The following is a 307-nucleotide window of genomic DNA, read 5'->3' on the forward strand; positions in this document are numbered from 1 at the left end:
CAGGAACGTTGAATTATCGCCACTTTTCGTTCCATAAGCTTTTCTACGGCGGCGTTTTGCTTGTCAATATTGAGTTGCGGATCAAAGTCCAAAACGCGATTGCAAGATTCGAGACTGGCAAATTGATTTAAACATTCACCAAGCTCTCTTTTAGAGCTTGTTCGCGTCATACTGCTTTCTGATGAGGAGAGTAGGGTGACTTTACGGCAATGAAACGTTCCTTGCGGCACTGCATCACTTTGCTGCGCTTGTTGAACGTCATGAACCGATGAATTGGTGTATGTGGATTGGATGTCATTGGACATAA

General features: G+C 44.0%; 1 protein-coding gene. It reads right to left on the bottom strand.

Annotated elements, in window-relative coordinates:
* Positions 1-305 (bottom strand): T3SS regulon translocated regulator ExsE2 (gene exsE2 / locus IQR33_RS23805; protein WP_193844111.1); only part of this gene is annotated, 305 nt, incomplete at its 3' end.
* Between the last annotated feature and the right edge of the window lie 2 nt (positions 306-307).

The sequence above is a fragment of the Vibrio sp. OPT46 genome (assembly GCF_015163535.1).
GTDB lineage: Bacteria > Pseudomonadota > Gammaproteobacteria > Enterobacterales > Vibrionaceae > Vibrio > Vibrio alginolyticus.